At 57.8% G+C, this 22990-nt stretch carries 21 protein-coding genes and 3 pseudogenes; 15 read left to right on the top strand and 9 right to left on the bottom strand.

Annotated features, from left to right (window positions below):
• Positions 1-78 precede the first annotated feature (78 nt).
• Positions 79-1752 carry a transposase gene (locus SM754_RS16790; RefSeq protein WP_135536600.1) on the bottom strand — a complete coding sequence of 558 codons (1674 nt, stop codon included), beginning with the start codon at positions 1750-1752 and terminating at the stop codon, positions 79-81.
• Positions 1753-2267: 515 nt separating this feature from the next.
• Positions 2268-3350, bottom strand: a complete 1083-nt coding sequence (gene fni, locus SM754_RS16795) for a type 2 isopentenyl-diphosphate Delta-isomerase (RefSeq protein ID WP_010904022.1) — start codon at positions 3348-3350, stop codon at positions 2268-2270.
• A 285-nt stretch (positions 3351-3635) separates the two neighbouring features.
• On the opposite strand from fni, the gene SM754_RS16800 reads away from it, so the two are divergent.
• On the top strand, positions 3636-4289 hold the full coding sequence (locus SM754_RS16800; RefSeq protein WP_010890434.1) for a winged helix-turn-helix domain-containing protein: 654 nt from the start codon (positions 3636-3638) through the stop codon (positions 4287-4289).
• 11 nt (positions 4290-4300) lie between these two features.
• Positions 4301-4858, top strand: coding sequence for a PIN domain-containing protein (locus SM754_RS16805; RefSeq protein ID WP_323677323.1), 558 nt, complete (start codon positions 4301-4303; stop codon positions 4856-4858).
• A 232-nt stretch (positions 4859-5090) separates the two neighbouring features.
• Here the strand turns inward: SM754_RS16805 and SM754_RS16810 are convergent, their stop codons facing one another.
• Positions 5091-5498, bottom strand: coding sequence for a DUF8160 family protein (locus SM754_RS16810; protein ID WP_323677324.1), 408 nt, complete (start codon positions 5496-5498; stop codon positions 5091-5093).
• Positions 5495-6313 (bottom strand): ParA family protein, encoded by an 819-nt coding sequence (locus SM754_RS16815; RefSeq protein ID WP_323677325.1) that lies wholly within the window; start codon positions 6311-6313, stop codon positions 5495-5497. The genes SM754_RS16810 and SM754_RS16815 overlap by 4 nt, the downstream gene beginning before the upstream one ends.
• Positions 6314-6719: 406 nt before the next feature.
• Between SM754_RS16815 and SM754_RS16820 the strand changes: the two genes are divergently transcribed.
• Together SM754_RS16820 and SM754_RS16825 are read left to right on the top strand one after the other, a co-directional pair.
• Positions 6720-7394: a helix-turn-helix domain-containing protein gene (locus SM754_RS16820; RefSeq protein WP_323677326.1), complete on the top strand. Its 675-nt coding sequence runs from the start codon at positions 6720-6722 to the stop codon at positions 7392-7394.
• Positions 7391-7573, top strand: a pseudogene (locus SM754_RS16825) (hypothetical protein); the annotation flags it as partial. The gene SM754_RS16820 and the pseudogene SM754_RS16825, both read left to right, overlap by 4 nt.
• On the opposite strand, the gene SM754_RS16830 reads toward SM754_RS16825, so the two are convergent.
• Positions 7574-8457 (bottom strand): IS1595 family transposase gene (locus SM754_RS16830; protein ID WP_136361201.1). Its coding sequence is split into 2 segments (ribosomal slippage): positions 7574-7995 and positions 7995-8457, totalling 885 coding nucleotides; the frame shifts between segments, so codons are not numbered across the junction.
• A gap of 119 nt (positions 8458-8576) precedes the next feature.
• On the opposite strand from SM754_RS16830, the gene SM754_RS16835 reads away from it, so the two are divergent.
• Entirely contained in the window at positions 8577-8939 is a 363-nt protein-coding gene (locus SM754_RS16835) for a DUF7692 domain-containing protein (protein WP_323677327.1), read from the top strand.
• Positions 8940-9030: 91 nt separating this feature from the next.
• Complete coding sequence (locus tag SM754_RS16840) at positions 9031-9528, top strand: hypothetical protein (RefSeq protein ID WP_323677328.1); 498 nt, start codon at positions 9031-9033, stop codon at positions 9526-9528.
• A gap of 107 nt (positions 9529-9635) precedes the next feature.
• On the opposite strand, the pseudogene SM754_RS20610 reads toward SM754_RS16840, so the two are convergent.
• Positions 9636-9788: pseudogene (locus SM754_RS20610) on the bottom strand (PD-(D/E)XK family putative nuclease); the annotation flags it as partial.
• A 34-nt stretch (positions 9789-9822) separates the two neighbouring features.
• On the bottom strand, positions 9823-10761 hold the full coding sequence (locus tag SM754_RS16845; RefSeq protein ID WP_323677329.1) for a hypothetical protein: 939 nt from the start codon (positions 10759-10761) through the stop codon (positions 9823-9825).
• Positions 10762-11334: 573 nt separating this feature from the next.
• Here SM754_RS16845 and SM754_RS16850 point away from each other — a divergent pair.
• Positions 11335-12516, top strand: coding sequence for an orc1/cdc6 family replication initiation protein (locus SM754_RS16850; protein ID WP_323677330.1), 1182 nt, complete (start codon positions 11335-11337; stop codon positions 12514-12516).
• A 569-nt stretch (positions 12517-13085) separates the two neighbouring features.
• On the opposite strand, the gene SM754_RS16855 is transcribed toward SM754_RS16850, so the two are convergent.
• Positions 13086-14213 (bottom strand): RNA-guided endonuclease InsQ/TnpB family protein, encoded by a 1128-nt coding sequence (locus SM754_RS16855; RefSeq protein WP_323677371.1) that lies wholly within the window; start codon positions 14211-14213, stop codon positions 13086-13088.
• Positions 14214-14810: 597 nt separating this feature from the next.
• Here SM754_RS16855 and SM754_RS16860 point away from each other — a divergent pair.
• The 3 genes and pseudogenes from SM754_RS16860 to SM754_RS16870 form a co-directional block, all read left to right on the top strand.
• On the top strand, positions 14811-15677 hold the full coding sequence (locus SM754_RS16860) for a ParA family protein (RefSeq protein ID WP_501993816.1): 867 nt from the start codon (positions 14811-14813) through the stop codon (positions 15675-15677).
• Entirely contained in the window at positions 15677-16117 is a 441-nt protein-coding gene (locus SM754_RS16865; protein ID WP_323677332.1) for a DUF7970 domain-containing protein, read from the top strand. The genes SM754_RS16860 and SM754_RS16865 overlap by 1 nt, the downstream gene beginning before the upstream one ends.
• Before the next feature lie 174 nt (positions 16118-16291).
• A pseudogene (locus tag SM754_RS16870) lies at positions 16292-16466 on the top strand (IS6 family transposase); the annotation flags it as partial.
• Between the two features lie 51 nt (positions 16467-16517).
• On the opposite strand, the gene SM754_RS16875 reads toward SM754_RS16870, so the two are convergent.
• Positions 16518-16934 carry a hypothetical protein gene (locus SM754_RS16875; protein WP_323677333.1) on the bottom strand — a complete coding sequence of 139 codons (417 nt, stop codon included), beginning with the start codon at positions 16932-16934 and terminating at the stop codon, positions 16518-16520.
• Between the two features lie 206 nt (positions 16935-17140).
• On the opposite strand from SM754_RS16875, the gene tnpA reads away from it, so the two are divergent.
• The 5 genes from tnpA to SM754_RS16900 all read left to right on the top strand — a co-directional run bounded on the left by tnpA (position 17141) and on the right by SM754_RS16900 (position 22975).
• Positions 17141-17533 carry an IS200/IS605 family transposase gene (gene tnpA / locus SM754_RS16880; protein ID WP_323677334.1) on the top strand — a complete coding sequence of 131 codons (393 nt, stop codon included), beginning with the start codon at positions 17141-17143 and terminating at the stop codon, positions 17531-17533.
• Position 17534: 1 nt separating this feature from the next.
• Positions 17535-18848: an RNA-guided endonuclease TnpB family protein gene (locus SM754_RS16885; RefSeq protein ID WP_323677335.1), complete on the top strand. Its 1314-nt coding sequence runs from the start codon at positions 17535-17537 to the stop codon at positions 18846-18848.
• A gap of 16 nt (positions 18849-18864) precedes the next feature.
• The gene (locus SM754_RS16890) at positions 18865-19095 is read left to right on the top strand and encodes a hypothetical protein (RefSeq protein ID WP_323677336.1); all 231 of its coding nucleotides are present in this window, start codon (positions 18865-18867) and stop codon (positions 19093-19095) included.
• Between the two features lie 306 nt (positions 19096-19401).
• Positions 19402-20712, top strand: a complete 1311-nt coding sequence (locus SM754_RS16895) for a tyrosine-type recombinase/integrase (RefSeq protein ID WP_323677337.1) — start codon at positions 19402-19404, stop codon at positions 20710-20712.
• Positions 20713-20980: 268 nt separating this feature from the next.
• Positions 20981-22975 carry a TrbL/VirB6 family protein gene (locus tag SM754_RS16900; protein WP_323677338.1) on the top strand — a complete coding sequence of 665 codons (1995 nt, stop codon included), beginning with the start codon at positions 20981-20983 and terminating at the stop codon, positions 22973-22975.
• Positions 22976-22990: the final 15 nt, after the last annotated feature.

The following is a 22990-nucleotide window of genomic DNA, read 5'->3' on the forward strand; positions in this document are numbered from 1 at the left end:
AACTAAATCGGTGGATTTTCGAAATTCCTGACAGCGTTGCCACTCAGAAATCCGCACTGGCCCCGACAGAGTACCTCCTTATCCGATTCCAGTCTCCTTCTTCAGCAGCGTGAGCGTATTGTCGGCCGTCACAATCGGCGCGTGTTCGTACTCACCAGTCAACTCGACTTGGACAAGTAAATCGACTGCTCGCCAAATCGAGTACAACAGACACGCAAACGCGAAGTAGAAGAATCGGAGCCCGAAATCCGTCGACGTCGTCGCAGCCATGAATCGCTTGATCGACCGATAGCCACTCTCAATCTCCCACCGGTAGCCGTACTCACTGAGAAAACCACCACCCCGGTTGGACATGAACACCGAGTACTGTCGATGGTCGTCGTGCTCAGAGTCTTCTTTCCGGCGATAGATCAGCGTCGTCTCGTGCCACTCGTTCTTGCCAAGATGGAGCTTGCGGTCGGTCTCGTACCGGTCTTGATCGCGTTGGAGGAGTCGTTTGGCCTGAGCTTTCTCACTCGTTTGCATCCGTTTCGGCACGACGTAGGACAGTCCACGCTGGCTGATCATCTCTAGAATGTGCTGGCTGTCGAACTCCCGATCCATCAGCACGTTATCGACGTGAACGAGGTCCTCAGCGGAGTCGAGCAGGTCCTTGACGATCTCCTTGCGTGACTCGCCTCGTCGAACTGGGCGGGCATCAAGCACGAGTGGAACAGCGTTGCCGACCAGCTGGACTGTCGCCCACTGGTAGGCGTATTCGTCATTCTTCTCCTTCGTTCCGATTATCTCGTCCTCGTGGCCGGTACGGTCGCCGGTAAAGGGGTCGTCCTCGGTGATGTCGATCGCGACGATTCCAGCTCGAAAGAACTCCTCTGTCCCCGCGAGCTCGTTGATGAGCTGACGGAGTGCCTGTCGGTACATCTCGCGAATCTGATTGATGGGGAGGTCACGAATCTGGTCGCGATGACCGTGCCCGAGTGGCGTTCGATCACGCGTCGACTCGTGGATGAAACTGCGAGCGCCCTCGTTAGCCGCTAGGTTCTCACGCAGGCCCAGATAGGTCTGTAAGCCCCAGTAGGCGTTCTCAGGAATCTCACAGCCCTCACCACGATCGAGCGAGAACGCGGGGTATACGACGCGACTGATGTGGTCGGTGACCCTCTCAGCCTTGTCGAGGATGGCCTGATCGTTTGGGACAGATTCGTCTGCGTCGTCGCCTTGATCCGGGAGGTTTCGTTCTGGGTCGCGTGGTACAGCGACACCCGCGTTCTGCGCTTTGATCAGGATTGTTCGAGCCGCTTCCTGGATCGTCTCACGGAAATCGCGCGTGAAGCGCTCGTTCCAGCCGCGCCACAATGTCGATTGATCGGGCACCGTCTCCAACTCGAGGCGTTCACAAAGTTCGGGGTGGCTATCGAGGTACTCGACGAGAGATGTTTCGTGCTGCCATCCGTGGAGTTCTTTCAGCAAGAACATGCGAAAGAGGGTGTCCATCTCGTAGCGTGTTGACCTTCCGTAGCAGTCGTGGGCCTCGAAGCGGAAGTAGGCCAGCGGAAGTTCGCAGACGCACTGTTCGAGTGAGTTATGATTTGGGTGCGTGAACCAGACACTCGAGACGACTCGAACGTCCGATTCTAACCCACCGAGTGAGGAGCGATCGTACAGCGGTGTCGAGTCATATGCGGGCCACTCGATATGTTGGTGTGCGATTCGTCGAAAGACGCTGCGCCGAGACTCGCGAGTCGCGACCACTACAGAAGAATAGCCCGGAGACGCTCAAGAGTTCGTCCAACCGACCAGTATAGAGAGTTCTGTGGCTCTGCTGGATTCCTCAATCGCGAGCAGGGGTAATGCAGCTAATCGTTAGATGTAGAGGAACAGTATATCGGTTAGTGAAAATTCGTTGTGTCACAGGGGACAAATCTTATTCTACAAGAAATTCTTCTGTGACACATGGACCTGAGCTGGGCACTTCTCCTTGTTGTCGCCGTCCTCGTAATCGGGTACGGTCTTTACACTGTGTACAATCTCTCAAATTTCCTCGGGGACTACCTTCGTTCCTGACAACCAAATTCTGGTGTTCTTGCTTCCGTATACCCGGTACATTCGCACACCTACTGAACGGTTATTTCACGACGAATTCGCTGGTGAGAACCCGCCTCGTTGTGGTGCGTAGTTCGGTAAGTACAGGTTGGACAGATATCGGAGTCGGCTCTCTCTTTCCCGCTGTTGTTCTATCCGTCCTGCTGAGACTGGGGAATCCGGGACTACTCGCTACTGGTTCGTTGTTCCACGTACTCGCGCGTCTTTCCGTGCAACACGTACTCCACCTGCTGGAGCTCGTCGATCGACCCCGAGCCGGTGACGAACATCGCTGTTCGCAGCTCGGCGATCAGGTCCCCGACGCGTTCGATGACAGCGTCTGGCCCGTCTGTAGCTGGTTTCAGGAATGGTTTCGCCAACCCGCCGGCGCGGGCACCCAGGGCAATCGCTTTTGCCACGTCCAATCCCGTTCGGACACCACCACTCGCAATGACGCAGTCGTGTTCGGCAACACACTCGATCGTGCTTGCAGCGGTTGGAATGCCCCATTCTCGGAACAGGGTGCCGATTTGTTTCTGTCGCGGCGCGTTCGCGGCTGCTGCGCGATAGGCTTCGATCCCGGACCACGTCGTTCCGCCTTTGCCAGCGACGTCGAGAGCGTCAACGCCTGCCGCAGTTAGCTCTCGGGCAGTCTCCCCGGAGATGCCGTTGCCCGTTTCCTTGACGATAATCGGCACCGAGAGTGCCTCGGACACTCGTTCGATCGCAGCTACACAGTTCCGGCCATCGACGTCGCCTTCTGGTTGGGTGGCTTCCTGGAGGAAGTTCAGGTGGACCGCGAGCGCGTCGGCGTCGATCATCTCGACTGCCTGCTCGACCATTTCGATGTCGTACTCTCGGAGCTGTGCAGCGCCGAGGTTCCCGTAGATGAACGCATCGGGTGCGGCATCGCGGACGACGGTGTACGATTCGAGGACGCGTTCGTCGTCGAGTTCGAGGCCTGCTCGCTGGCTACCGAGACCCATGGCGATACCGGTTTCGCTGGCGGCCCGGGCCAGCGCCCGATTGATCTCCGTCGTGTTGTGGTGCCCGCCAGTCATGCTCTCGATGAAGATTGGGGCAGAGAGGTCGTGACCCAGGAAGTCGATGGAGGGGTCGATCGCGTCGTAATCGAGTTCCGGAAGCGCGTTGTGGACGAGGTGGACGTCGTCGAAGCCCGTGCCTGTCGTTTCGACGTCCCGCTCTTGGACGATTTGAAGGTGGTCGTCTTTTCGGTCTTCAGTCTGCGTGGAGTCCTGCGCCGTCATTAGTCGGGTTTGTACAAGAGATGGGAAAACAATACTGTTGTATCGACTCTCCCCCATCCTAACTATTCTTGAAATGATAATATTCAGGGGTCGCTATGTGTCTGTATTCAGCATTGCGCTGCTATACGACGTAAATTGACAGAGATACCAGTGATAAGTTCGCGTCTCTACTTAATGGGCGTTGTGGGCGAGAGTAGTGTGTAATTAAGGCACGTAACAAAGCTATCCTCTGCGGTCGGGCCCGTTTGTAAACACTACAGTGACCCGGTTCCGTGGCAAACATTTATGGTTTCCAGTTTCGTAACTCTACACAAGATGAGTTACGATACAGAACACGTGCGAAACGCGGGGGACACTCCAGGAACCATCACTGGAATTCCGACGTTCGCAGAATTACTTGAGAACCCGTCCCTCGCGGACCTCTATACATCGATTAGACAGGCAGAGACTGCAACAGGTCCCGAACTCGTCGAAACAACGACCGTCTCCAAAAAGACGGTGTACGACTACTTGCATAAACTGGAGCAGGCGGGCCTGATCAGCAAGGTTGGCGACGAGACCGGGACTGCCGTATACACCGCTCAGGAGTTCGAGCTAACGTTGACGGTCCGTGAGACGGAAGTCTCGATCACTCCCAAAATCATCGAGGTAATCGCCCAGAAAAACGAGTACCCAGCGATCGAACGAGTCCTCGAAGACTACGGCATCGTCACGTTCGCGCTCGCATACGATCTCGTGAACGCACACAGTGAGGGCGAGGTCACAATCCGGCAAATCGCGAGCCTCACAGATCTCTCTCCTGGAACTACGTATGATCTCGTCGAAGCGCTCTATTCGGTTCTCGACCTCGGTGATGACGATTCGACCCCGACGACGTACACACCGGATGAGTTCGATGCGGAGGGGGGCGATCTCCTCGAGGAATACGCCGATAAGTGAACCGAGCGAGGATGTATACTGCGAACATTGCGGACACGGTGATGTTTCGGAACTTGGGGAAGCACCCCAGTCCACACCTACAATCGCTCAAGAGTGCCGTAGAGGAAGCTGGAACTGAAGTTTGGGTGCCAGCAGCGGTCTACCACGAGCTGGCGGATACCGGGGGTTCCGCCTCCCCGACGAATCCGTACCTCGATACGGCTATCGAAGAAGGATGGCTTCGGGTAGCCCCACCGCTACCAAGTGATCGTACAGAGGGATTCGATAGTAGCGCTGGACCGGTGGAGAAAGCACGGTTCGTTGCAGATGAGTTTCTCAACCAGCAGAGCAAGTATCCAGAGACGAACAACTGGCAGGACGCGGCGGTGGTCGCGTTGGCAGTTCGATTGTTCGATGCGAATGCTCGAATCCGTGTGATCACTCACACAGCGGACGAAAATCTGGCAAAGGCGTGCGCTCGTATCCCTCCGGAATTCGGATACTACGATATCAAGTCCCGATACTACAACCCACCCCAAACAGCGAAGGCTGAGTTTCCAACCGTTGGCCAGCTCACGTGGAGTGAGTAGCGAACATTTCGGCGGTTAGACCAGTATCAGCACGTTTACGACTTTACTATCAACGTCAGCGCGATGTACTGGTCGCCTTGGAATGGGTGGCCCTCCCGGCTTGTCTGTGGTTAGAAGTAAAATCAACGAAAATGTCGAATAAGCACCTTGTCCATAGCCACAAACCAGTCCGAGAACCGTATGCATTGAGAAGGCTGATCTCATCTTCTGCCGGGCCTCGCTCTGCGCGAGGTCATTCCTCGCCGAGTTCCGAAAGCCGAGCCTGAATTTCCTCAGCATCCGCCTCAGAGAGCGCCTCAACACCGAACTGGACGAGTAGCGGGTAGAAGTGGCGGTTCTTCTTGAACTCGTCCTGCCCCGCCTTGCGGAGCTTCAGTTGGGACTCGAGGTAGGTGTCCTCCATCTCGTCGAGGACATCGTCGGGAATGTAAATCGTCCGCCCATTCCACTCGTCCTTGATGTTCGTCTTCGTTTTGCTCGTTCCATTCGTTTCACTCGTTGAAGTCGATTCGGTCGTTTCGGTCGATGAACTGGTTTCCACCGTTTCACTCACCTCACTCGTTTCGCTGGAATCAGCCTCGTCGTCCTCCTCTTCGTAGTTGCCCTCGATGCCGGAAGCATCACCCCAGCCGTCGCTCATGCTTCCACCTCCTCAGGGGCAGTCTTGTCAAACGTCTCGTCGAACAGGTCGGCAATCTCGTTGAACAGGTCGCGTGCATCCTCGACGCGCTGGTTCTCCTTGCCGAAGCCAAAGACGGACACCCCCTCGCCAATCGACTGAGAGAGGTCGGTCCGCTTCGGGATCTCGAACACCGGGAGGGAGTACGCCGACTTGATCTCCTCGATGGTATCGCGGTGTTCAGCGTTCTGCTCGACGCGGTTACAGACAATTGCGAGCCGATTGATGTCTCCGTACGCCTGTTCGAGGGAACTCAGCTGCTTTGCGAAAATCTGGAGGCTGTTGGCGTTGAGCTTCTCGGGAATGACGGGGATGACGACGTTGCCGGTCGCGACCAGGGCGTTGTCGGTGAGGACGTTCAGGGATGGCGGCGTGTCGACGATGATGTAGTCGTAGTCCTTGTCGAGCTCATCGAGAGTCATCTCCAACCGCTCGCGACTCTTCGGCGCCTCAAGCAGCGTCTGGATATTCTTGTTGTTCGCGAGTTTCTCGCTGGCGGGGAGGATGTCGAATTCCTCGTGCTCGACGATGATGTCGTTCACCGACTCCATCTGATCGAAGTCGAGGACGTCGAACAGCGTTGTGCGGTCGGTATCGTAGTACAGGTCGTTGTAGCCAAGCGAGCAGGTGAGTCCTCCGTGGTAGTCGATATCGACCAGGAGGACGTCGTGGCCTCTGGCAGAGAGTGCGCCGCCTGTATGAATGACGTCGGTCGTCTTCCCCGCGCCTCCCTTCTGATTCGCCACCGTGATTCGTGCGGTATTGGTGTCGGTCATTAGCTTCGTTTTTCTCGTTGTGTTCGTTACGTTCGTTATGGTCGTTTAGTTCGGTGCGTTCGGTGAGGGTGTTTCACTCGGTGAGAGGATTACTACAGTGTTAAAACCAACTGTTCGTTACACTCGTTGAAGCAAACGCACTCGTTGCCATCAACTCATTCGTTCTGTTCGTTCCGTTCGTTTTCTTCGTTTTGTTCATCGAGTAGAGGGCGCCAGTTCGTTTCTCAGAATGCGTTCAATTCATTCGTTTTTCTCGTTCTGTTCGTTTTGTTCGTTGAATTCGTTATAATCGTTCCACGTGTTTTCAGCGGGAATCAGGACTACCTTCGAGAGTATGGAGAGATAGTGGCTTCATGGCCATTCGAGTAAGACTTTTAACTGTTACCGGATTATTGGTAACCACCAGATGTACGAGGTACTCGATGACACCGCGGCGCAGGTCATCCTCGCGATCGAGAGTGGTGACTCCATCCGTCGTGTCGCCCAGCACCTCCACACGCCGTACGAGACGGTGAGACAGGCCGTTAACCGACTCGAAGACGCAGGCTACGTCACCTATGACGACGGCCTCTCAGTCGTCGATGACCACGTGAGAGACGTAGCACGAGAGCTCGTTGCTGCCAGCGCCGGCGTCAGTCCACCATCCATCGAGGAGGCCTACGTCATCCCACAGTTCGGTGACTGGCCGTTCGCATTTACACGGATCGACGCCGTCTACGTGTGGACCCAGGGCGGCTACCAAGTTGGGCGGAATCCGGATGACTATCCGCTGTTCCTGGCCGTCCGTGAGCGAGACGTCGACGCCTGGGGGACCTTCTTTGAATCCTTCGACCTTCCCACCGCATTCGAGCGACAGCCCCGAGACGAGCTGGAGGGACCGCTGCAGATCGTCCTCGAGCCACGCCCGTCACTCGACATCGAGCACGTCGAAGGGTACCCGGTGATCCCGAGAGTAGAGACGATCGAGTATATGCGCGAGAACTACGCCCAGTTCCAGTCGGCACTGGCTATGCTCGACCGGATGTACGAGGACCTCGACCTCGGCGTTACGTATCGAGAAACCGAACGGGCACAGCCATGAGCTTCAACAACCGAAGTGACGCACTCATCGAACTGCTCGAGGACCTCACTCAGGAGGGACACGAGTACGTCCTTGTCGGGGGCTACGCTGTATCGGCGTTCAACGCCCGCTTCTCCACTGATCTGGATATCGTCGTCGCACCAGACTCCAAGGCCGAATTCATCGAATTCCTCGAACGCTCATCCCGATACATTGTAACATAGGAGTTTCTCGAACCAATCTTCGGGTGAGTTGAGCTTCAGTGCAAGGAAGTTGAGATACTTCTGAAGATGATGCTTCGAGACACCCCTGAACTTCGCCAGCCACTGGCGAAGGAAACTGTGGCGGTTCTCGCAGGTGTTTGTGTGGGCATCGCCGATGACATAGGTGTCGGAGTGGGTGACGGCCAGATGGCCGTCCACCCCCTCCTTGTTCTCGATACCATCGTAAATCGAGTAATCGTCAGTACAGAGGATGACGCTGCCGTCGCCATACTCAGCGATGTCTTCGTCGGTACCTTGGAGATTCTTGCAGACGAGAAACCGAACTCGTCCGTCGGAGCGACGGACGAGTGTCAGCACTGGCGGTTTGTCTGATTCGAATCGTCCTCGTCCCTTTTTTTGAGTCCGCGCTCGCGCGGACTCTCATCTTCGTCTTCGATCCCCTTCTCGCCGGCTGTCACGTAGACTTCGTCAGCTTCACAGACCTCGTACAGTTCAAATTCATCGATCTCCCCACTCACGTCTTGGACTTTGTGGACAAAGTTGAGAACAGCTTCGTAGTCTCGGCCAAGGTCACGAGCGATCTGAGCGGTCGGCTCAGATCGCATCTCCTTGATGATGTAGAACATCTCTTCGAGTTCGAAGCGATGCTGACCGAAAATCGTGTTCGTGAGGTCGTTGAAATACGTCTCACACTCCTTGCACCAGTGCTGTTGGGCGTCTTTACCGGTCGTCCCTCGCTTCACAACGTTGTCGCTCTCGCAATGGACACACGTCACCGTCTCGCCGAAGCGGGCGAGACGGAGACGTTCAAAACATCGCTCACGTGATGGTAGGAAGACTTGAGCGGACTCCTCATCCATCGTTGACTGGTCATTGATCCGCCATCCAAATTGATGTTACGACTTGTCGAGATGAGCGATACGTTGACCCCGGTTCGCTCACCGCAGCAAACTAGGAATCCGAGCTCGTGTTCACGAGCATGGCACGCCGAGACGTCCCCGGCAGCGTCCGTATCCGCACCGACGACGGCAACGAATGGCGATACGACGCCATCCAGACCGCTGTCGACTACGACGACTGCAACCGGTCTGACGCCGTCGCGTACGCCTGCGAGGACACGACCGGCTCCGTCGCGTTCGTCCGCACCGTCCTCGAGCGCGACGACCTCACCGTCGAGGAGCGACGCGACCTAGCCAACCTCGCCTCGCAGAAACTCCGCGGCGTCGACGACGTCACCGTCACCCCAGACTGCCGCGAGCGCGACCCGGTCTCGAAGCCCTCACCGATGGAGTCGAGTTCAAGAAAGACCGTTTCACGGATTTCGATACCCTCGAATCGGTAGATACGGCAATAAACTGAACGGTCAGTACAGGGAACAGACGTCCTGCGAGTACAAAGGATTACATGCATCTAACATCGAAATTTTGTATTGAATGAACCGTCGGCAGGCTCTCTCAACGTTGGCAGCCGCTGGTACTGTTTCGTTTGCTGGCTGTTCGTCCGTTCTGGGTTCCGAGGGAATCGTCCTTGGGAGAATCGAGGTTATCAACTCGTCGTTCGTGGCGAACGGGATTCGTCTCATGGTACAACGCGACGAAGAGGTGCTCCTCGATCGAAAAATCACACTGCCCGGGATTGACGCTGAAACCGGGACGCCGGCAACGCTCATCCCGCCGGTGTGGTCGGACAAAAAAGGTGCATATACAGTGACTGCGATTCATTACGACACGTCCGACAACAGAGAAAGTGGAAAATACGAGTATACATTCACACGAGAAGACTACGACGCCTACTACGGTGACGATCACGAAGACCCGGGATGTCTCGGTGCTGTTGTCAAGATCGGGAGTCTTTCCGAGACTGAGAACGACGCGATTGGCGTCGGCCCGATGGACATGGAAACCCCTTGTGGAACGCCCGATTCCCAGTAGACATCGGTCGGTTTGCATACCTGCTGAACGGATAGTTCGCGCGTTCTATGGTGAACGGAACGCAACGGTCCAGCGCCGGCTACCCTACCGAGATCTTCACGACCGCATCACCCGCGAGACCTCGACCTTCGCCTTCGACTATCCCGGTGGCCGCCCGTCGACGACCACCGCACCGGCGGTAGCTTCGACGCCCGCCGCATTCGGACGTCGAGTACGCGCATCCCACGACCGCTCCTGGTGTAGGCCGCGAACGCGTACCAGCCGTCGGCTCGATTCTAGGCCCGGCTGTCGCTGTTACTGTTCGTGAAACCAGGCTTCGACGAGCTGTTCGAGGAGCTCCTTCTGAAAACTCATGAGGTAGTTGACGAACAGGCCGATGGATTGGAAGTGGAGGCGGGAGCTGAGCTCGAGGAGTTTCCGCGTGTCCCCGTTGGTGAAGACGATGGTGCTAAGCAGGTCGTCAGGGAGATGGGCTGCTGAGTCTTCGTCAACGACCAGCGGGCAGTGATGCACGATGTTGTTCCGCTTGGTTCTGAGGTACTCGATGGACCCCTGATTCAGGGTGAGGTCACCCATCGTCATCTGTCGACCTGTAGGCGGTATCGGGACTTGGTGGGTGTCGTCGACAGCATGGAGGAGGTCTTCTTCTCGAAGCGTTTCATAAATCTCTCTGAAACCGGTGCCTGCTTCGTCGAGTCCGATACTGTGCTCACCGAGTCGGTTTATAAGAACTTTGCCGAGGTATTCGATGGTCGAGTAGACGTTCCTGACGTATCCGTAGAGGTAGAGGTGGTCGTCTGTGTGGTTGTATTGGTCGTGCAGTCGTTGGGAAAAACCGATGCTCTGGCTGATTGAGAGCGCTCGAAGATAGCGTTTCAGGAGCTTCTCGAGTTTGTACAGTTGGCCCAGCTGGGCGTTGAGTACCTCGGAGTTTCTGGCTTTGATTGCCTCTTGATAGTGGCGGCACTTCTCGAACCGGGTGACTGTCTCGGCTTGGAGGTCGGTAACCTGCTGATAGAATTCTTCTCGCCCACCGCCCTCTCGAAGTCCCAGCATGGTGTGAAGAAGTCGGTCGAGTAGCGAACTCGTGTCCTCTGCGAACGCTTCTACCGACTCAAGCGTCTCGAATTCTGGCTGTGAGACATCCGTGTAGAGCTCCACCTTTGATTCCCCATCATTGACGTAAACTGTCCGTTCAGACGGGTTGTAGACATATTGTGGGTTCGAACTCACAGTTCTGACGGAGAATCACCGGGGAGATAAATCTAATTTGTTAGAAACTTTCGTTAAATTCGTCGTTCTTGGCCCGGAGTCGTGTGGAACAGTACAAGCGGTCATACGTCTGTACGTGGGACTCCTCCCGTCGGGGGTTTCGTGTTGGTCGGCGAGGGTGGCGGCGCGGGGCGGTTGGGTGACCTTGAGGGCGAGGCCGTCGCCGGACTCTTTCACCGTGTTCGCCCGGACGTTAGTATGGGCTACTAACCTGAATTGCGCCAGGTGATCAGCTCCACTCCCGCTTCAACCCACCCTCAGGCCTCTGGCCTCCGTTCCACTTCCCTACGTTCACCAGCCCTCACCAATCGTCTTCTTCGGTGACGGATCCGGTGAGTCAGCCGTCGGTTGAGTGCAGCGGCTGTGCCTCGAAGCATGCCGGTATGGTTGTTCCAGTGGTTCCGTACTAGGTGCGTTATTGGTAGTTGGGGGTGTTACACTGGAAATGGTGGGGTTGGGTGTTTATAAGTCGAGTCGAACGTTGGAAGCATTGGAAGCAAGGGTTAAGTGGTGGGGGTGAGACACAAGCTACGAATGCCCGACTTCGAGTTCGCTCCCACCGGCGCCATCTTCGAGCGCCGCGAAGCACTCCTTGAAGAATGGACCCCAGACCAGCTCGTCGGCCGCGACGAGGAACTCGAAAACTACCACGCCGCCCTCCAACCCGTCATCGAAAACGAACCGCCCTCCAACATCTTCCTCTACGGCAAAAGCGGCGTCGGCAAAACAGCAGCCACGAAATTCCTCCTCGACAGACTCGAACAGGCCGCCGCCGACGTCGACGGCCTCGACCTCAACACCGTCTTCATCAACTGCGACGGCCTCAACTCCTCCTACCAAACCGCCGTCGCACTCGTCAACGAACTCCGCCCCGCCGACAACCAGATCTCCAAGACCGGCTACCCCCAAGCCAGCGTCTACCAATTCCTCTTCGACGAACTCGAATCCCTCGGCGGCACCGTCCTCATCGTCCTCGACGAAGTCGACCACATCCAAGACGACAGCATCCTCTACAAACTCTCACGTGCACGCTCGAACGACGACCTGGCAACGACTCGCCTCGGCGTCATCGGCATCTCAAACGATCTCGACTTCCGGAATCAACTCTCGTCGAAGGTCCGCTCCTCGCTCTGTGAAAAGGAAGTCTCGTTCAGTGCCTACGATGCTGGCGAGCTCCGACAGGTCCTCGAACAACGCCAAGCCGTCGCCTTCCAAGAGGGCGTGCTCGAAGATGGCGTCGTTCCGATGTGTGCCGCATACGGAGCGAAAGACTCCGGTGACGCACGCCAAGCCCTCGATCTCCTCCTGGAGAGCGGCGACGTTGCTCGTGAACAAGATAACGACATCGTCACCGAAGCGCACGTCGGTGACGCACGCGAACGGCTACAAACCGACCAAGTCGTCGAAGGGATACGCAACTACAGCGAGCACGGCCAGTTCGTCCTGTGGGCGTTGATGCGACTCGAAGAAGAGGGCGAAACCCCCGTGCCGACTCGGGAACTCTACGAGCCGTACAACGAGGTCTGTCGCGAGATGGGAATCGAGCCGGTGTCGGATCGGGCGGTTAGAGAATATCTCGCGGAGCTGGACACGCTTGGCATCATTGAGGCGAGTGAGATTAATCGTGGCAAAGGTGGCGGGAAGTTCAAAGAACACCAACTCAACCAGTCCGTTCAGAGTGTCCGAAACGGGTTGTCGGAGTTCGTTGAGCCCTAAGTCGGACGCCCACCCCACTACTTCCAGTGTTACAGCTGTGGTAACCCCACCACTTCCAGTGTAAGCTGTGGCCGATTCGACCGACGTGATTGTGAATACCGAACCCCCACCCCACTACTTCCAGTGTAAGCTGTGGTCGGTTCGACCGACGTGATCGTGAATACCGAACCCCCACCCCACTACTTCCAGTGTAAGCTGTGGTCGGTTCGACCGACGTGATCGTGAATACCGAACCCCCACCCCATCACTTCCAGTGTTAGCACCGGTCGCAGTGCTGTTATTCCTCCAAACTACGCTAGATGATTCTAGTATAGCTAGAATAAGTTTATTAGGTGTTAGCAATAACCATACCCGAACGACGTTGTGAACTACTTGTAGATAGCTCTCACATAGAGAGCTATCGTTACGCTGTTCTCCGCTAACACTGGAAGTAGTGGGGTGGGTGGGGTCCGAACAGAACGAGAAACAATACAATCCTACAGCCAATCGAGTTCCTCCTACAGAACGAGTCTCTGCGCGCCACGGTAGTACTCGTCCTACACCGAACCGCTGATGTGAACTACCCTACCCTACTCGCTCACGGCTGATGCCGTTCGCTCCTTGGGGGTAGGGCTTCCTGATTCGATGACGCGCTTTGTAGACACCGAGGTGTCCACAGGGAGCGCAGTCTCCACAGGCGTTCCTTCGGAGTGTCCCACTCCTACATCTTCGAGGCCGCGAGAAAGGATGTTCCACGCCGCGTTCGCATCCCTGTCCGCTTCGAACCCACACGACGGACAGGAGTGTTCACGGACCCACAGCGGCTTCTCCGTCGAGACGCCACACGACGCGCACTCCTTGGTTGTCCCTCTCGGGTTGACCGCCACGAAGTGTGTCCCCTCGTGCTTGCACTTGTATTCGAGCAACGAGAAGAACGTCCGCCACGCGGCAGACGCCGTGTTGCGGCTGTTCGACGGCGATTCCATCATTCCCCTCACATTCAGGTCTTCGACCGCGACGAGGTCGTACTCTCTCGCGTAGTACGCCGAGAGCTTGTGCAGGAAGTCGCGGCGCTTCCGACGGAGGTCAGCGTGACACTCCGCGACCCGTCGCCGTTGCTTCTCGTAGTTGTTCGACCCGTGTTCCTTCCGTGAGAGCGACCGTTGTTCGCGTTCCAGTCGCTCCCGTTCGTCCGAAAGGTCGAGCGACCCGACCGCCGTACCGTCCGTGTCGTGAGCGTACTTGAGAATTCCCACGTCGATGCCGACGCACCGCTCGGGAGTCTCAGGCGGTTCGGGTGGTTCGCGGTCCATCTCAACACCGAACGTGGCGAACCACTCGCCCGTCGGTTCCTTCTTGACCGTGACCTGCTTGAGTTTGGCGTCGTCGGGGATGAAACGGTGGAGCCGAATCGGTATGTCCGCGAGTTTCGAGAGTGAGAGAACAGTCTGACCGCCCTTCTTGTCGAGCTTGAAGCCAGACTGACTGTACGTGAAACTGCGGAACTCCCGTGGTGGCTTCCAGTTGAGTTGACCGACGCTGTAGCCGTTTTCCTTGAGTTTGGAGAGTCCTTTGAGGTTGTCGAACAGCCGTTCCACGACGGTTTGGAGGACCTTCGAGTACACGTCCGAGAGGTCGTCCCACCACTGCTTGAGGTCGGGCAGTGCAAGCCAAGCACGCCTTCGAAGGCCTCGCTGGTGGAACCGATTGCTGTTCAGTAGCGTCGTGCTTTCGAGTGTTACCGATGGCTGGCCTATTGAAGCTCTGCAAGCGTCGAGCAAACTCCAGTCGCACACCTGCTCTGCGTAAATCGTATCTGCGGATTCTCGAGAACCTCCGCAGTGGCTGACCCCTGGAGCGACCCATGCCCTGAACAGGATTTCGGCTCGCAGTAGCCCCGACTCAACGAATGAACGCCCTCTGCTCATACCCAGGGCGAATCCTACCCCTTTCTCACCTACTGCACCTACTCCAACCGATCTACCTACTTTGACTGACTCGCCTAAACTACCTAAGGCACCTAAGCTACCTGTCGTAGCTAATCCACCTATTGCGACTATTTTACCTGCTTTAGCTACTTTACCTGCTCTACCTACTTTACCTACTCTAGCTACTTCCCCTGGTCTGGCTGTTCTAAATAGTGTACCTGGGGTGGCTTCACTTAGGCACCTGCTACAGCCACCTTAGGTGGCTTAGGTGACTAGAGTAAGTGAGGTGCCTAAGGTGGGGTAGCTGAGGTAGGTGCAGTATGATTATAACAAATGGGCTCTAAGCAGGGTGTAACCGCCCCACAGGGCGATGATGAGTCACCAAACATGAACGCAGAACCACGCGCAGTCGCGGTTGGCGTACTGAAAGGCGGCCACGGCAAGAGCACGACCTCCGTCAACCTCGCACGCGAACTCGCGCACAGACACGACCGCGCGCTCCTCGTCGACCTCGACGACAACGGCCACCTCACCAACGGCATGGGGTTCAACCACGCCTTCACCGCAGACACGAACCACACCAAACGCGTCTACAAGGAACGCGAAGACCCCCGCGAATACATCGTGAACGTCACCGACGGCCTCGACCTCTTCCCCTCTCACGAGGAGATCGAGGAAACCGAGGACGCACTCGGAAGCGTCACCATGGGCACCACGCGCGTCAAACAGACTGTCGTCGACGAACTCCTCGGCGACGACTACGACTACATCGTCGTCGACTGTCCCGCCTCTCGAGGGAAGCTCAACGACAACGCGATGTTCGCCACCCGCAACCTCATCATTCCGCTGCGACCGGAGACGGGGTATGATTCCGGCCTCACGAACACCGTCTCCCGGCTCGTCATGGAGGCCCGCGACGCTGGAATCGACGACATGAGCGTGCTGAGCGTGGTCCCGACCGATCTCCAGAAGCGCATCGACCAAGCAACGAACGATCGTAAACTCTTGGATGCTATACATAACCGGGAACACGTCCGATCGAAGCTTCCAAACTTCGCGTTCCGGACCGACGAGGAGTGGGAACAGATCGACAACGGCACCTACGATGGTCCTCTCCCTGGAATTCGACACCGTGAGACCATCGGCCAGACGCTGACCGGCACGCCTGTTCGGGACGCCGACACCGAATGTGATCAACTGTATTGCTACGAGGAACTTGCGGAAATCGTCGAACGCGGTGAGGTGACTCGATAATGGGGGGCTTCGACGATCTCGACCAGGCCGTCGCCGAAGAAGACACCGACGACACCGAGGATACTGAAGACAGCGACCCTGACGTCACCGCCGTCTCTGACTCCGCTACTGACTCGAGTGATATGAGCGAATCAGCGGCGACGAGCACGGACGTCTCGAGCACCGGGAGTGACCAGGCGGACGAGATGACGGAAGAGGATGCTCTCGATACGCCGGCCTTCGAGTTCGGTGAGACCAAACAACAGCAGATGTACGTCCGGCCTGCGGTCTGGAGCGATTGGGAGGACCTCCGGAAGTTCGAGGTCGAACGCAAGCTCGCCGACCGTGACATCCGGAACGTAGAGGGACGTGAACTCGACGAAGCTGCGATTCGCGTTCTCCTTGAGCATCCTGAGGAAGTCGCAGATTACGTTGAGGCCGCCCGACGCGATGAACTATAGGGAACGTCGACGACCGTCTGTTTCTTTCAGACGCTAGTCCACATGGGTGTGTATCGGGGATTCCTGTGTGGCTGTGCCCTTCTCTCGGGTATGGTTCGGCAACGTCGGAACATTAGTATCGACCCCGATCTGGATGCCTGGTTGGCTTCTGGTGAAGTTGAGAATGGGAGCGAGCTGATTGAGACGTGGTCTCACACGCTCACGATGCGGATCGACCGCTTCCATCACTCGTGGGTGGGCGGTTGGGCGAGCGTCCGCAATGGCTTGTACAGTCCATGCACTACACAACCACCAGCGACCGCATCAGGCGCTTGATGGACAGATGCCAGCTGCGGAGGTGCTAAACTAGACAGTGCCTAGGGACACACCTGCTCCAAGTGACTCATCACTCGGTGAAATGTTATGATTCACCGGAACATTCCGGTCTTGAATATCTGAGATTATAATTGCCGCCACTAGTCTCAAGAGTACAGTAAATTGTGTCCTCACATTCGTTTTGTGCGACTTTTACTTTTGTAGTTTTTTCTGGCCGTGGAACTATGTCGTCTACGTTAGTTTTCATTATATATGTTCTTTGAGGCACACTGGTGTTGATCTCTATTGCCGATCTGGCTGGTATACTCCTTACTCTTCCAAATTGGTGCTTGTCATCATCGTAAGTTAGCTCGGTGTAGAATTCTTGCTCTGAGGGGGTATTATTAATCAAATGTATGGTTACGGTATAAGTATCGTCTCTGATAAATGTACACCCTGAAAGGGGTGCTAAGCTCATAGAAGCGACTACAATTGCGTTTCGACGGGTAATACCATTTATCATACCTGTTCGTCCAAGCAGCCAATTATATACCTTTTTGTTCACCGGCCAATCCTCATCCAACTATCTTTCTTCAAGGCGAGAATCCCGCCGTTCACGGCGGGCGTGAAGCCGACAACTGCCTCACGCTCCACCATCGGTTGCAGGCCGAATACCCCACGACAGCGAGCTTTTATTAGAATTGGGTCTACAGAAATCAGTACGGCCAAATGAAGTACAACCTCGAAACCGGGTCGCACACGGTCTACGCGCTCCAATATCACTTCGTGACCGTCACGAAGTACCGCGCAGACCTCCTCACCGACGAGATCGCAGAGCGTATCAGTGAGATTACCAGCGACATCTCCGAGGACTACGGCGTGAGCATCCAGAATGTCAACGGCGGGTCCGACCACGTTCACATTCTGTTCACGGCGAAACCAACGACCGACCTCACCAAGTTCATCAATTCGCTCAAGGGCGTCACATCCCGCAAAATCCGTGACGAGAACCCCGAGGTTCGCCAGGCGCTCGACAGCGCGTTCTGGCAACCGGGGTACTTCCTCGCCACCACCGGCCAAGTGAGCATCGACGTACTGATGGAGTACGTGGAGGACCAGTAGCGTGCCTACGACCGTCACGAAGACGTTGCAGGCGACGTTCGCGCCACCCACCGCGCACAAGCAGTCGAAACTCGACGACCTGCTCGACACGTACCGTGACGGTCTGCAAGAGGCGTTCGACGCCGGGGCGAGTACCATGTCGTCGGTGAGCGACATCGTCACGCCCTACAACCTACCGTATCAGGCCAAAGCTGCGCTCTGCAACTACGTCCCGAAACTCCGCAAGACGTACGACGCCAACGAGTTGGACGACGAACACCCGATACGGCTCACGAACCAGGCTGCAACGTTCGACCACTCCACAGAGCGCGACTACGAGTTCACGTGGTGGGTTCCGCGTCCCGGTCGGGGAACGAACTTCTGGATACCGCTCCGTATCAACCCCGAACAGGAAGCCCTCTGGCACGACCTCGTAGCCGAGGACGCGAAGGCGGGCGAGATACGGCTTCAGAAACACCGGAATAACTGGGTACTGCACGTCACCGTCGAGTACCCGGTCGAAGATCCAGCGACTGACGGTGACGCCACGCACATCGGCTTAGACATCGGAGAAACCGCCCTTATCACGGGCTGTGCCCTCAAGGACGGGTCTCCGACTGACCCGCTCGTGCGTAGCGGAAGCAGAGCGAAGCATCTCCGCAAAGAGATGCACACGACGCTGAAACGACTCCAAGAGCGCGACGCATCGGAGTGGCGTACCGACGAACGGTTCGACCATTACCAGAACGCGCTCACCGACATCGTGGAGAAAGCGTCTCGGGAAGCCGTCGAGTACGCCGAGCAGTTCGAGAACCCGGTGTTGGTGATGGAGGACCTCACGTACATCCGTGAGCGTCTCGACTATGGGACGTACATGAACCGTCGGCTTCACTCGTGGGCGTTCGCCCGACTGCAAGGGCGCATCGAAGACAAGGCGACTGAAGCAGGCATCCCAGTCGAGTACGTGAATCCGGCGTACACCTCGCAGACGTGCCACTCGTGCCATCGCATCGGTCGGCGGGACTCCCAAGCCGAGTTCCGATGTCCGCACGACGATTGCCACGTTTCGACGTTTCAGGCCGATATCAACGCTGCCGCGAATATCGCACGACGGGTTGACCCGTGGGGAGAGAGCGTTCCGCTTGACAAGGCGGAACGCGATGACTCGCCTCGGGATGGGAGCTGTAGTGACACGGCCTCGACTCACCGTGAGACGAGCGAGACACCCTCGCAGATGACGCTCACGGCCGACGAAGAGTCGGAACCCTCTACCAGCGTGCACGAGGCTGTGTCTCGTGAGCCAACCAGAACCTCCGGTTCTGGTGACGGCGATTGACTGGTATTCCCCATGTGTGGGAAGCCTCGCCGTTTACGGCGAGGAGGATGTCACAACGTTGATGGTTCCGCTTGTACAGGTCATTCTGAATATTGACCAAATAGCACTAACTCCAGAGGTTGTGTATGCTCTTCTATGGTTTATGTTTATTAGCGCCACAATCGTGTCAGTATCTATTGGAGGGTTCATAATCCCCGTCGGCGCATTTGCTGGCTACATTTTAGCAAGAAAGCGCGTTGACAATTAGGTCCCCGAGTGTATTCCTGATTTGGGGCTGATGGTTTGTCAATATCTATCCTCGGTCTTTCTGTCAGCCACCGACTCTCGATTTTTATATAGCGTCATGTGATTTATCAGGTTCCGTTCGGAGACTGCCGCTGATAGCGTGTGTATAACTGACTCTTCTGGTCAGTAACAGACACAAACTACTACACACTCCAACACAAACACCGAATCACGCGAAAAACAGGGTCTTAGAATCACCCAACACCAGCGAAACCCGGGTAACCCCCGAGAAACCGCGCAAATCCAACCACACCCTCACCGAGAACCCATGTCTGACCCCACGCACCCCGGGGAAACCCCGGACACAGCACACGACGACGCACCGCCCACGCGCCGCTGGACCGAGCAGGACCTCAGCGACATGCAGCAGTACTTCTGGCGCCACATCGCCAGCGACGCCGGCGCCGACGGCATCGACGTCGAGACCGAGAAACCCACCTACAGCTGGCTCGACGACAACGGCTACCGCCGCTTCGTCGCCGCCCTCCGCCGCCACCACGACCAGCCCTTCGACGAATTCTGGAGCAGCCTCATCGCGCCCGACGCGGCCGCGTGGGACTACGACTGGGGCACCGGCGACCAGCGGACCATCGAAGCGCTCGAACACTTCCTGGACCGTCGTGCCAGTCGCTACGGCCTGAGCGAGTCCAGCGTCGACACGCTCCGCTATCGCCTCAACGGCTACGTCAGAGCGTTCAAGCTCGCGAACGACCACGCACGTCTCCTCGCGTCGGTCGCCCGAGACTCGGACACCCCGGCCTACGAGGCCGTCGACGAGGTGTTCGCCGCCTTCGACCACCTCAACGAGGCCAACGACCGGAGCGACACCACCATCAAGCGCATCGCGGACATCGTCGACTCGTTCTACTCGCATCTCGTCTCCCGCCAGGTTGCCGCGACGAATCCGGCGGGCGGCCTCGACGACGAGTTCAAGTGGGACACCACGACCGACGGCGACACGCCAGCACTCCGAACGGAGCACGTGCAGGCGCTCATGGACGTCGTCAAGACGCCAGCAGACGAGTTGCTCGTCATCGCGCTCGCGGGCTGGGGGTTGCGCGCGAACGAGGTCGCCGCCTTGCACGTCAACCAGATCGACCGCGACGGTGACGACGTCCCGCGCATCGAGTTCGACGACCGCAAGAACGGCCCCGGATCGGTGAGTCTCCTCTACGGGATGGAGGTTCTCGATGACCGCCTCGCACAACTCAGCGACCGCACCGCGTGGAACGGCTACCTCTTCCCGTCCACCCGAGACGATGCTGCACACATCTCGCGGCAGACGGTGTGGCGGCGGTTCCGCGACCTCGCCGACACCGCCGGTCTCCCCGACGAGATTGACGGCGAGCGGCCGTCGCCCCAGCTGTGTCGGCGGTTCTGGTACGATAGGTACTCGGAGACGCTCCAGGACGTCATCGCCGGCCTTGAGGACATCGCCGCTGAGCAGGGCAGCAGCGACCCCGAGGTCGTTCTCAACAACTACCTGTCCGAGGACCGCGCTCGCCGCCTTCGCCGGGACGCGATGCGCGAGCGCCTCGCCGCCGCATTCGAGGCCCAAGTCGAGACCGCCGACGAGTGAGAACTGTTTGTGGGATACTCGTGGGGTAGCGGAGCACGGTGAGTACGACCGGGGTTCGTGAGCGGGTGCTGGATCTGGATTCGGTGCCTGCTGTGTCGGGTGGTGGCGAGCAGCCTGCTGAGGAGGAGTGGGAGTCGGATGATGGGTCGGGGCGTCGTGGTCGTGGGGGGTAGGTTGCTGGGTCGTGGTCGTGTCTGTCGTCTCCGTCCAGCCACCGACATACACAAAAAATAAATTTTAAGTCGTATTGGCTGAAAGTTGCGTTCTGATGGCTACGTGGGTCGCTGGTGTGCGCAACCTCCTGCACGCCCTCAGCGACGCGTCCACGCTAGCCCCAGCCGCCATCGACCTCGGACTGAAGGACCTCCTCAAATCGATCAACCGAGCGATGTTCGGGGCGGTCTTCGAACTCATCGAACTCCTGTTCTCCGAGGCACTCGGCGAGATGCTGAAACTCCAGCCGAGCGAGCTGTCGAAGGTCGCCGAGATGTACGAGCTCTCGACGATCCTGTTCTTCTCGCTGCTGACGCTGTTCGGCCTGTCGTACCTCGGCATGTTCCAGCTGTTCCCCGGGAACGAGGACGTCGACCCGTACCAGTTCATGACCCGCGCGTTCGCCGCACTCATGGCGATCCTCATCGTGAACCCGCCCGGTGACGGGACGCTGTTCGCGCAGGGCGCGTTCGCGTGGGCGTTCGAGGTGACGAACGCCAGCATCGACCTGTTCCTCCAAGGCGCGAACTTCGGACAGTCACTCCCGAGTAACCCCAGCATCGGCGGCGACCCGAGCCTCCAGACCACCATCATGCTGATGCTGTACGGCTCCCTCATCCTCCTGGTCGTCGGCCTCACCCAGATACTGCTGTTCATCGTCCTCGTCGCCCGCCAGATCATCATCATCCTCACGTACGGACTGTTCCCGCTCCTGTTGGTGTTCTGGATCGCCGACGCAGGCCCATTGAAGTACGCGAAGCAACTCAGCGAGAAGCTCTTCAAGGCCACCGGGATGCTCATCCCCGCGGGCATCCTCTTCGCCGCCATCTTCAGGGTCGGCACCACGTTCCTGGCGGAGACCCTCACGGGGTCCGCAGCGATGACCGCCGACGGCAGCTTCGCGACCCCGATGAGTTTCGTCATCGATCTCACCCAGCCGACGGCGATCCTGGCGGCAACGTGCGCGCTCCCGATCCTCATCTGCGGCCAGGGACTGAGCGGAACAGGCCTCGGCGGCGCGGCAAGCGCCGCGACATCCGCCGGAAAGAAGCTGGGATCCAAGGCCAAAGGCATGGCAGGCCTCGGCGGCAGCGGTGACGGTGGTGGGGACAGCCTCGCCAGCAGCGAGACCGTGAACGCAAGCGACCAGCAGTCGGCGACTAGCGGTGGTGGGACGACCGCGAGCGGTGACTCCAGCAGCACGAGCAGTGTGAAGACGGACGCGGCACCGGAGTTGGAGAACCCATCGACGAGGCAGATTGTCGCAGACGGTGGCGCGGACTTCACCAGTACCGGCGGCGGCGAGTACTTCGAGCAACCAGACGGCGAGTACACTGAAGTCGACGCCAAGCGCGAGGCAATGAGGGAACTCGACGACAGTTACGTCTCCGCCAACGACACGACGATTCTCAAGGATACCGACGAGCTATCGGCGGAGGAACGACAACAGTACGAGGACCGCGCAGAGTACCTCCACTACCGGAAGGGGACCGACGTCGACCTGGGCGAGATGAGTGGGTACGAGTTCCGCCAGAAGGACGAAGCCGTCCAACAGGAGATCGTCGCGCGAGCGTTTGAGAACGGCGATATGGAGGCTCTCAGCGAGGGTATCGACGAGATCGGTGACACGGGCTTGCTGGATCACGCCAAAGCGGGTGTGAAGAAAGGTGGGATCAAGTCCATCGCGAAGGGGGCGGTCGCTGGTGGCGCCATCGCGCTGGGTGCGGGTGCCGGCGGGCTGCCGGCGATCGCGGCGGCGGCGGCCGTGGGCGCAGGCAAAGGGTTCGCCGGCGGCGCGGCCGCCGGGTCGCTCAAGTCGATGGCAGGCGATCACTTCGACAAGGACATCCAGAGCTGGGAGGGCATCAAAGACAAAGGCGTGACGGGGACCGCCGAGACGATTGCCGACGACCTCGGCGACCTCGTCGACCACTCGCCCGATGACGACGACACCGCGCGGACAACGAAGGAGACCGATGCTGATGTCGGAACCGGCGAAAACGAGTACTTCAATGGTGACGCGAAATCTGGGAATGACCTCGAAGAATAACGGAAAGACGGATAA

The sequence above is a fragment of the Halorubellus amylolyticus genome, assembly GCF_034808145.1.
Lineage (GTDB): Archaea > Halobacteriota > Halobacteria > Halobacteriales > Natrialbaceae > Halorubellus.

Bases quoted from the DNA above. Each gene is read 5' to 3' on its own strand.
- SM754_RS16805 (WP_323677323.1), top strand. From the start codon at position 4,301: ATGTATACTGCGAACATTGCGGACACGGTGATGTTTCGGAACTTGGGG.
- SM754_RS16810 (WP_323677324.1), bottom strand. From the start codon at position 5,498: ATGAGCGACGGCTGGGGTGATGCTTCCGGCATCGAGGGCAACTACGAA.
- SM754_RS16850 (WP_323677330.1), top strand. From the start codon at position 11,335: ATGCCCGACTTCGAGTTCGCTCCCACCGGCGCCATCTTCGAGCGCCGC.
- SM754_RS16820 (WP_323677326.1), top strand. From the start codon at position 6,720: ATGTACGAGGTACTCGATGACACCGCGGCGCAGGTCATCCTCGCGATC.
- fni (WP_010904022.1), bottom strand. From the start codon at position 3,350: ATGACGGCGCAGGACTCCACGCAGACTGAAGACCGAAAAGACGACCAC.
- SM754_RS16840 (WP_323677328.1), top strand. From the start codon at position 9,031: ATGAACCGTCGGCAGGCTCTCTCAACGTTGGCAGCCGCTGGTACTGTT.
- SM754_RS16875 (WP_323677333.1), bottom strand. From the start codon at position 16,934: ATGATAAATGGTATTACCCGTCGAAACGCAATTGTAGTCGCTTCTATG.
- SM754_RS16865 (WP_323677332.1), top strand. From the start codon at position 15,677: ATGGGGGGCTTCGACGATCTCGACCAGGCCGTCGCCGAAGAAGACACC.
- SM754_RS16895 (WP_323677337.1), top strand. From the start codon at position 19,402: ATGTCTGACCCCACGCACCCCGGGGAAACCCCGGACACAGCACACGAC.
- SM754_RS16835 (WP_323677327.1), top strand. From the start codon at position 8,577: ATGGCACGCCGAGACGTCCCCGGCAGCGTCCGTATCCGCACCGACGAC.
- SM754_RS16800 (WP_010890434.1), top strand. From the start codon at position 3,636: ATGGTTTCCAGTTTCGTAACTCTACACAAGATGAGTTACGATACAGAA.
- SM754_RS16860 (WP_501993816.1), top strand. From the start codon at position 14,811: ATGAACGCAGAACCACGCGCAGTCGCGGTTGGCGTACTGAAAGGCGGC.
- SM754_RS16815 (WP_323677325.1), bottom strand. From the start codon at position 6,313: ATGACCGACACCAATACCGCACGAATCACGGTGGCGAATCAGAAGGGA.
- SM754_RS16900 (WP_323677338.1), top strand. From the start codon at position 20,981: ATGGCTACGTGGGTCGCTGGTGTGCGCAACCTCCTGCACGCCCTCAGC.
- tnpA (WP_323677334.1), top strand. From the start codon at position 17,141: ATGAAGTACAACCTCGAAACCGGGTCGCACACGGTCTACGCGCTCCAA.